This is a genomic window from Bathymodiolus azoricus thioautotrophic gill symbiont (assembly GCF_001298715.1).
In the GTDB taxonomy this organism is placed as follows: Bacteria; Pseudomonadota; Gammaproteobacteria; order PS1; family Pseudothioglobaceae; genus Thiodubiliella.
In genome coordinates, this window is the sequence record NZ_CDSC02000386.1 from 1 (window position 1) to 9,176 (window position 9,176).

At 33.9% G+C, this 9,176-nt stretch carries 8 protein-coding genes; 3 read left to right on the top strand and 5 right to left on the bottom strand.

Annotated elements, in window-relative coordinates; genetic code table 11:
- Window positions 1-268: 268 nt before the first annotated feature.
- The 5 genes from BAZSYMA_RS07530 to dnaA all read right to left on the bottom strand — a co-directional run bounded on the left by BAZSYMA_RS07530 (window position 269) and on the right by dnaA (window position 7,419).
- Entirely contained in the window at window positions 269-1,156 is an 888-nt protein-coding gene (locus BAZSYMA_RS07530) for a phosphoribulokinase (protein ID WP_090717395.1), read from the bottom strand.
- 12 nt (window positions 1,157-1,168) lie between these two features.
- The gene (gyrB, locus tag BAZSYMA_RS07535; protein ID WP_090717399.1) at window positions 1,169-3,577 is read right to left on the bottom strand and encodes a DNA topoisomerase (ATP-hydrolyzing) subunit B; all 2,409 of its coding nucleotides are present in this window, start codon (window positions 3,575-3,577) and stop codon (window positions 1,169-1,171) included.
- Window positions 3,578-3,698: 121 nt separating this feature from the next.
- Complete coding sequence (recF, locus tag BAZSYMA_RS07540; RefSeq protein WP_090717402.1) at window positions 3,699-4,787, bottom strand: DNA replication/repair protein RecF; 1,089 nt, start codon at window positions 4,785-4,787, stop codon at window positions 3,699-3,701.
- A gap of 22 nt (window positions 4,788-4,809) precedes the next feature.
- Window positions 4,810-5,913 (bottom strand): DNA polymerase III subunit beta, encoded by a 1,104-nt coding sequence (gene dnaN, locus BAZSYMA_RS07545; RefSeq protein WP_090717407.1) that lies wholly within the window; start codon window positions 5,911-5,913, stop codon window positions 4,810-4,812.
- A gap of 213 nt (window positions 5,914-6,126) precedes the next feature.
- Window positions 6,127-7,419, bottom strand: a complete 1,293-nt coding sequence (gene dnaA / locus BAZSYMA_RS07550; protein WP_090717412.1) for a chromosomal replication initiator protein DnaA — start codon at window positions 7,417-7,419, stop codon at window positions 6,127-6,129.
- Between the two features lie 109 nt (window positions 7,420-7,528).
- Here dnaA and BAZSYMA_RS07555 point away from each other — a divergent pair, with 109 nt between their 5' ends.
- From BAZSYMA_RS07555 to secG, 3 genes are all read left to right on the top strand, one after another.
- Window positions 7,529-8,044 carry a YqhA family protein gene (locus BAZSYMA_RS07555; RefSeq protein WP_180323706.1) on the top strand — a complete coding sequence of 172 codons (516 nt, stop codon included), beginning with the start codon at window positions 7,529-7,531 and terminating at the stop codon, window positions 8,042-8,044.
- Between the two features lie 57 nt (window positions 8,045-8,101).
- A complete protein-coding gene (gene tpiA / locus BAZSYMA_RS07560; protein ID WP_090717416.1) occupies window positions 8,102-8,848 on the top strand; it encodes a triose-phosphate isomerase in 747 nt (248 codons plus the stop codon).
- 5 nt (window positions 8,849-8,853) lie between these two features.
- Window positions 8,854-9,176: preprotein translocase subunit SecG (gene secG, locus BAZSYMA_RS07565; protein ID WP_090717419.1), on the top strand; the 323-nt coding region annotated here is incomplete at its 3' end.

Sequence of the window (9,176 nt, forward strand, 5' to 3'; positions counted from 1 at the left end):
TTGAATGTGAATTAGTATTCGCATTCACGTGGTAGTTCTGCTGCATGTCTTCTCCGTTTTTATAGTGTAAAAAAAGTTGATATGTTACGGCAACTACCACCCTAATTTAGGGGGAGTTTAAGGGTTTGAATTTTTAGTTTTTTAGCTTTTTGAAGGCAAAAATTCAAACCCTTAAAATGACGATTGTGCGTGGTTTGGGAATCATTAGTTCAAATGCTCAAACTGGAACAACGTGGTGAAACTGGACATTTAACCATTATAGATTTAATTACTTATTACCAATCAAATCATGAATAATTGGGTATAAAATAATTTCCATCGCTAAACCCATCTTATTACCTGGCACTACAATCGTATTGCGTCTAGACATAAATGAACCTTCAATCATACTTTTAACAGTAGGAAAATCAACCGGTGTTTTGTTTAAATCTTTAAAACGAATCACCACAAGAGACTCGTCTGGCGTAGGAATATCACGGGTAATAAAAGGATTAGAAGTATCTACAGTGGCAATGCGTTGAAAGTTGATATCTGTTTGAGAAAATTGCGGTGTGATGTAATTGATATAATCAGGCATTCTACGCAAAATTGTATCAACAGTGTCTTCTGCTGAATAGCCACGCTCAGCATTATCACGGCTAATCTTTTGAATCCATTCAAGATTAACGCTTGGGACAACACCAATTTTTAGGTCTCCGTATTGTGCCATATCAATGCCATCAGCAACAACTGCACCATGTAGACCTTCATAGAATAATAAATCTGTACCAGCACCAACTTTTTCCCAAGGAGTGAATTCACCAGGATTAAGATTTGAATTTAGTCTTGCATTATGCTCAACAGCCTCTTCATCAGAGTGAATATAATAGCGACGATCACATTGACCTGTTGCGCCATAGTCTTTAAAGGTTTTCTCAATCTTATCAAACTCATTTGCATCTGGACCGAAGTGCGATAAGTTCTTATTACCTTCTGCTTCTGCTACTGCTACTGCTTTTTTCATTGCAACGCGGTCATACTTATGGTAACTGTCGCCTTCAACGATTAATGGCGTAATACCTTCTTTGTTAAAAATGTGCTCAAATGCACGCTTTACAAAAGTTGTACCAGCACCTGATGAGCCGGTTACTACTACTACAGGATTTTTTTTTGACATATATTTCTCCGTTTAAAAATCTAAATTATCAACAGAAAGTGCATTGTCTTCAATGAAGTTTCTGCGTGGCTCTACCTCGTCACCCATTAAAGTAGAGAACACTTCATCTGCTACAATAGCATCTTCAATCTTAACCTTTAATAAAATTCTATTTTCTGGGTTCATTGTGGTTTCCCATAACTGCTCTGGATTCATCTCACCTAAACCCTTATAACGCTGAAAACTTTGACCTTTCTTAGCATCATTCATTAAAAAAGTAATCACTTCTGTGAAGTTTTTTACCTTAATGGTTTTTTCTTTTTTCTCAACGAAAGATTCGTCGGTAATTATACTTTCAATCTCTTGTGCAAACTTTTTAATACTTGTGTAATCTGTTGAAGCAAAGAATGATTCACCAAGATTATCAACATCCGTATCTACGCCATACGCTGATAAGGTATGTTCAATTTCATTAGTGGCTGAATTAAAAACAACCGTGTGTTTTTGTGCTGGAGATAAGTCTTGCGATAAAATTTGCTCTAATTGCTCAATCCAAGCACTTACTTTCTTCGTATCTTTTAAATCTTTTAATGGACTTGTCTTGGCAATGGCTCGCAATAGTGCAGTATTAATTTTCTTTGATAGACGCTCAATAATACTGTCTATTTCATAGTAATCTTTTACTGTAGTTTCTAAGGCAATACCCGAAATTGCTGGTGCTTGTGCATTAGTAAATAAGTTTGCATCATTCACCGCTTCTTGTAATAAATAACTATTGAGCTCTTGGTCATCTTTTAAATATTGTTCTTGTTTGCCTTTTTTTATTTTGTATAAAGGTGGTTGTGCAATATACAAATAGCCATTTTCAATCAATTCAGGTAAATAACGATAAAAGAAAGTTAACAGCAAAGTTCGAATATGCGCACCATCAACATCAGCATCTGTCATAATCACGATCTTGTGATAGCGTAATTTTCCAATATCATATTCTTCTTTACCGATACCGCAACCAAGTGCGGTAATTAAAGTACCAACTTCAGCAGAGCCTAACATTTTTTCAAAACGCGCTTTTTCAACATTGAGGATTTTACCCTTGAGCGGTAAAATCGCCTGAGTGCGACGGTCGCGACCTTGTTTGGCAGAACCACCCGCTGAATCACCTTCCACTAAAAAAATTTCACTCTCAGCTGGGTCTTTGGTTTGACAATCGCTCAATTTTCCCGGTAAACCGGCGATATCAAGTGCACCCTTACGACGAGTCATCTCTCTAGCTTTTCGCGCTGCATCACGAGCACGCGAAGCCTCTAAAATCTTACCAACAATGATTTTTGCTTCACTTGGATTTTCTAAAAAATATTCACCCAATTTTTCGTTAAGTGCTGATTCAACAGGGGTACGCACTTCACTTGATACTAATTTATCTTTGGTTTGCGATGAGAATTTAGGGTCTGGTACTTTCACTGAAACAATGGCAGTTAAACCTTCTCGTGTATCTTCACCAGTAATTGCGGCTTTTTCTTTTTTTGCTATGCCTGAATTATCAATATAATTATTCAGTGTTCGTGTCAGTGCACCCCTAAAACCTGCTAAGTGAGCACCGCCATCACGCTGAGGAATATTATTGGTAAAACAGTAAATACTTTCTTGATAAGCATCACTCCACTGCAAGGCAACATCAATTTCAATATTGTCGCGTTCAGCTGAGATGGTGATAATATCATTATGAATTGGATTTTTAGCTTTGTTAAGATGTGCAACGAAAGCAGTAATACCGCCTTCATATTTAAATATATCTTTACGACCTGTTGCAATCTCTTCAATTTCAATATGAACACCTGAATTTAAAAACGATAACTCGCGCACACGATTGGCTAAAATATCGTACTTAAATTCAGTAATCGCAAAAACTTCAGGACTTGGTTTAAAGTGAATAGTTGACCCAGTAGCGTCTGTTTTGCCTGTGACTGCCATTGGCGCATTTGGCACACCTAAAGTATAATGTTGTTCGTGAATTTCACCTGCGCGATATACGGTTAAGTGTACAGTTTCAGATAGGGCGTTTACAACAGAAACACCCACACCATGTAAACCACCAGATACCTTATATGAATTATCATCAAACTTACCGCCTGCATGCAATATTGTCATAATAACCTCAGCTGCACTTATACCTTCTTCAGGGTGAATATCAGTTGGAATACCACGACCATTATCAGAGACTGATACCGATTGGTCTTCATGAATAATAATATTAATTTTTGAACAATGCCCAGCTAAGGCCTCATCAATAGCATTATCAACTACCTCAAATACCATATGGTGCAAACCTGTCCCATCATCAGTATCACCAATGTACATTCCTGGACGCTTTCTAACCGCATCAAGACCTTTTAAAACTCTAATATTAGAGGCTTGATATTCTTGTGTTTGTTCTTCAGACATAGACGCTCGAAAAAAATAATTAATTATACCATGAGAAACCTAAAAATAAGGTTTTTGGCTGTGTTTTTATTTAAACCATTGTGTGGTTTGAATGTGTTGATTTAAAAGGAATATACTAAAATCAGTCGCTTTGTTTAATCTCACCATTTTTAATTTGAAATATCATAGGATTGATTTGATTAATTGTAGATAAATTATGACTAATATCGGTTATAAAAGTTTGCATTTTTAAGGATTTTAAATAATGCAAAATACTGTTAATTTTTTCTTCATCTAATTCAGATGATAAATCATCAATTAGGACGATAGGTTTTATCTTAAGGTTGGATAATAAAACAACTTGGGTTAGCCAAAAAATAATAGACAAAGTTTTTTGTTCGCCCCTTGAAAGAAAGCATTCACTTTTATCATTAAAAGAAAAATCAATATTAGCCTTATGGGGGCCATAATTTAAATGCTTAACACGCAATAAAAAAGATTTATTTTTATTTAAATATTGATAAATACTTTGTTCATCAGTTTCATTAACTTCTTTTAGCCAACCAGAAGAAAACTGGTAATTAAATTCACCTAATGAATCCATTAACGACTCTAGTTCTTTAGTTTGGTTAGATAATGAAATTTGTTTAAGTTGTTGTAAATAATCCAAACGATTCTTACTGATAACAGCAGCAGTTTTTGCCAGTTCTAAAAACCAGAAATCCAACTCATTGATTTGATTGTTAGCCAATAAAGTATTAATATTTTTTAGTATCTTATGATAGTTTTTAAAGACTTTAGAGATTTCTGGTTTCACGTGAAACACTCCCCAATCTAAATAAGAGCGCTTGTTTTTAGGCGTACCATTTACAATAAATCCTTTATCTGGAGTGATAATTTGAATGGGTAATATTTGACTTAATTGTGAAGTGTTGGTAATCCTTTGTTGATTAATACTAATGGTATTTTTGATTTTTGATTTTTCAAGTTTTATTCTATTGTCATCAATTTCTGCATCCAATTGAAACTTATCAGTATCAAAATTAATAACCTCTTTAATGGTTTTTGTTTTAAAAGAACGATTGTGACCTAAATAATAGATTGCTTCTATTAGATTGGTTTTTCCTTGCGCATTACCCCCGATAAACAAATTAATATTTTCACAAGGTGTAATATATTGAGCAGTTAGATTACGAAATTGATGGATAGATAATTTATTGATAATAGCCACAATAAAGACTTAAATCAATAAATTAGATTTTCATTGGCATAACAACATATTGATAACTTTCATCATCAATACTGCTTAATAGGCAAGATTGAGAGTTTTCACTAGGTAAAACCATATTAATTTCGTCAGTGGTTAGAATTTCTAGAACACTCATTAAATAATTAATATTAAAAGCAATATCTGTTTCTTTGTTGAAATTTTTAACATCAACTTTGGCTTTAGCTTGACCTCGTTCTGAATGAGAAAATATATTAATTTGATTGTCTTTAAATGCTAATTTAACTCCTTTGGTTCGTTCCTCAACAAAAATTGAAGTTTGTTGTAGATTATCTAAAAATTCTTGACGATTAATAATCGCTGTATTTTCATAGTTGGTTGGGATTACTTGTGCATAATTAGGAAAATTACCATCAATTAAACGACTCACCACAGTTGCACCATCAGTTTTTAAATGGAAGTAATTTTCTGAAAGATGTATATCAATATTTTCATCGCCATCATGTTCTAAAATTTTGTTTAGTTCTGATACTGCTTTTCTTGGTAGGATAACGGTTTTTTTACTGGTTAGATTGTTATTTTGTTTAATTTCACCAATTGATAGACGATGGCCATCTGTTGCCACTACGATAATATTGTCTTTATTTACTTCAAAATATAAACCATTTAGATAAGCACGAATATCTTGGTTACCCATTGAGAAGGATGTCTTTTTAATAAGATCTTTTAAAACAGTACGATTGATATTAACTGTTTCACTATCAATGATTTTTGGTGATTCTGGAAAATCTTGTGTATTGAAAGTATTAAGTTCAAATGAATTATTATTGGTTTTCATGTAAATTTTAGATTTTTCAATAATAAATTCAATAACTGTGTCTTCTTTTAATTTACGAATAATATCAATCAAATCTTTTGCGTAAATTGTAAAACTAACTTCTTCTTGGGACTGAATTTTTTTTGATGCGTGGAGCTCAATTTCCATATCAGTGGTGGTTAAAGTTAGTTCGCCATTTTTTAATTGAATTAGCACATGTGAGAGAATAGGTAATGTTGGTTTATTTTCAACAACACCAATGACTGTTTGTAAAGGTTCCAGTAATTCGTCTACTGTAAGTTGTATATTCATAAGTAATTTTCTTAATTAAATAGTAGTATTATTATTAGAGGTGTATTTCTTTGTTGAAAACATGGTAATTTCTTTTAAAAACAATAAATTAAGTTGTTGATAATTTAGTAGTTATTTTATGTAAAAACTCAGAGTTATGTTTACAATATGTAATATTTTATTAAGTTGTTAAAATTATCAACAGTTAGTTGGAAAAGTTATTGTGGATAATGTTTATAAGTTGGCTAATTTTAATTTAATTACTTCATAATTACTTTTTGTTTCAGTCTCTTCAGCCTTTAATTTAATTTTTTTAATAGCATGTAAAACTGTGGAATGGTCTCGATTTCCAAAATGTTTTCCAATGTTTGCTAATGATAAATTTGTAAGCTCGTGTGCTATAAAAATTGCCACTTGTCGCGCTAAAACAGTATGTTGTTTTCGACTTTTTGAGCTTAGATCTGATATAGTAATGCCGTAGTGTTTGGCAACCTCTTTTTGTATATCGTTAATATCAACATCCACAGCTTGTGGTTTAATTAAATCCCCTAGCGCGGTATCGATAATCTCTTTGGTAATGATAAGATTGGGTAGTTTAGAAAAATCAATGAATGCTTTAAGTTTTAATAATGCACCTTCTAAATCTCGTACATTTGAATCTATATTACCTGCAATATAAAGCGCCATATCTTCGGTAAGTTCAATATTGATTTTTTCGTTATGTGCCTTTTTGAGTAAAATAGCAGCACGCATTTCTAATTCCGGTGGTTTTAAAAGTAGGTTTAAACCTTGGGAAAACCTTGTTTTTAAGCGCTCCTCTAAAGACTTAATATTTTTTGGTGGCTGGTCACAAGTGAATATAATTTGTTTTTTTGTATTAAATAAAAAATTAAAAATATGAAAAAATTCTTCTTGAGATTTTTCCTTACCAGCAATTAAGTGAATATCATCTACCAACAATAAGTCAGCAGATTGGTAATAAGACTTAATATCTTCAATGGTATTGTGGCGAAGACTGGTGGTAATGTTTCTAACAAAATCCATCAACGGCATATAAATAATTTTGGCTTTAGGTTTTTTTTCTTTTACTAGATGTCCTGCAGCTTGCATTAAATGTGTTTTTCCTAACCCTGAGCTACCATAAACAATACAAGGGTTGTAAGGAGAATTTTTAAGGTTTTCCGCGATTTGTTGAATGGCGCCGTAGGCTATTTGATTGGCATTACCTAAAACCAAATTTTCAAAAGTATAGTCATCTAGAAGGGGTGTTGTATGTTGCTTTTTTGCCTGTGGCTGAGCCACAACTCCAATCAAAATCTTCAGACTTTTATCGTGCTGCGCAATAGCAGTTTTAATTTTTTGTTTTAGGTTTTTTTTAAGATACATTACCGCTGAATCGTTAGGCGCCAATATTGTTAAAGTGCCGTTTTTTTCTTGTGTTTTTAATGGTTTAATCCAGACACTGAATTGCCCGACTGGCACAGTATCTTTTAAGGTTTCTAAACATTTTTTCCAAGTTTTTGACATAAGGCTTTTGAGTGAGCGCAATTAAAAGATTATTTTAGCCGTGTTTTTGTTTTATTAAAACAAATTAATGATATACTAAACTTTTGTCTTTTGAATTAAGGGTTGATAAATGAAATTGGTTGAAAAATATTTTGAAAAGTTTTTGTGGAATTCGCGTTTTATGGTGCTTGCAGCAGTGCTTTCCTCATTGTTGTTATCGCTGGTGTTGTTTGTGATTACTGCTATTGATGTTGGTTCATTGTTTATGCATGCAGGTGAGTATTTAGGCGCAACGGCTGAGGCTAGAAAAATATTAAAAATTGAAATGGTTGCACACACGGTGGGTTCTATTGATGGATTTTTGTTGGCAACTATTTTGTTAATATTTGCGTTAGGTTTGTATGAGCTGTTTATTAGTGATATTGATGAGGCTAAAAACAGTGACTGCTCGAAAGTATTGGAGATTAATTCGCTTGATGATTTGAAAGCGAAGCTTTCCAAAGTCATTTTAATGATTTTAGTGGTTACTTTTTTTGAGGTTTCTTTGTCAATGACTTTTACAGGTGCGCTAGATTTAGTGTATTTTTCACTTGGTATTTTAATGGTTTCCTTGGCGCTTTATTTTGGTTCAAAATCTAAGCACTGATTGATTTTTGTGTCTAATTAGAGTAACATTGCTCAATTTCTATATTAGATAAGTATTATGCGTCAAACAATCGTAGTAGGTAACTGGAAAATGAACGCCTCAAAAGAGACAGTTAACACATTGGTGTTGGGTGTTCTTGAAGGTATGCCAGATGTTAAATCAGAAGTTATTGTCTGTGTGCCTTATCCTTATTTGTGTCAGGTTGAGGCTTTAGTAGCGCACTCACAACTAAAGATAGGTGCACAAGATCTCAATGTTAATGCCTCAGGTGCTTTTACAGGTGAAGTGAGTGCAGATATGCTTAAAGATTTTGGCTCTGAGTATGTTATTGTTGGACATTCAGAGCGTAGAAGCCTATACGGCGAGAGTGATGAGATGGTTGCTGAAAAAGTACAAGTTGCACTGGACAATGGGCTGACACCACTATTTTGTATTGGTGAATTATTAGAAGAAAGGGAAGCTGGCGATACAGAAACCGTGGTGGCAAGACAAATTAATGCCGTGATTAAGCGTGTTGGTATTGAGGTTTTCAAAAATATTATTATTGCTTACGAGCCAGTTTGGGCGATTGGCACAGGCGTTACTGCAACACCACAACAGGCGCAAGACACACATGCCTATATTCGTGAGATTTTGGCACAAAGTGATGCGGATATAGCGCAATCAACACCTATTCTTTATGGTGGTAGTATGAATTCTGGTAATGCAGACGAGTTAATTGCCTGTGAAGATATTGACGGTGGTTTGATTGGCGGGGCATCATTAAAGTCTGATGATTTTTTGCGTATTTGTAAGGTGGGTTAATTATTATGTCATTTCAAGTTGTTTTAATTATTCATATGTTGTTGGCGTTTGGTCTAATCGCACTTATCTTAATGCAGCATGGTAAGGGTGCCGATGCAGGTGCTGCTTTTGGTGCTGGCGCTTCAGGTTCCGTGTTTGGTGCACGCGGCGCAGATTCATTTATGTATAAATTAACTGTCAGCATTGCTGTTGGTTTTTTTATCACCAGTTTGACCTTGGCATATCTTGCCACACCGATAAGTACAGAGGAAAAATCTGAGAGTGTGATGGACCAAGTGATTATTGATCCGGTGCCGTCAATTGACACACCATCAATTGAGACTAAAAT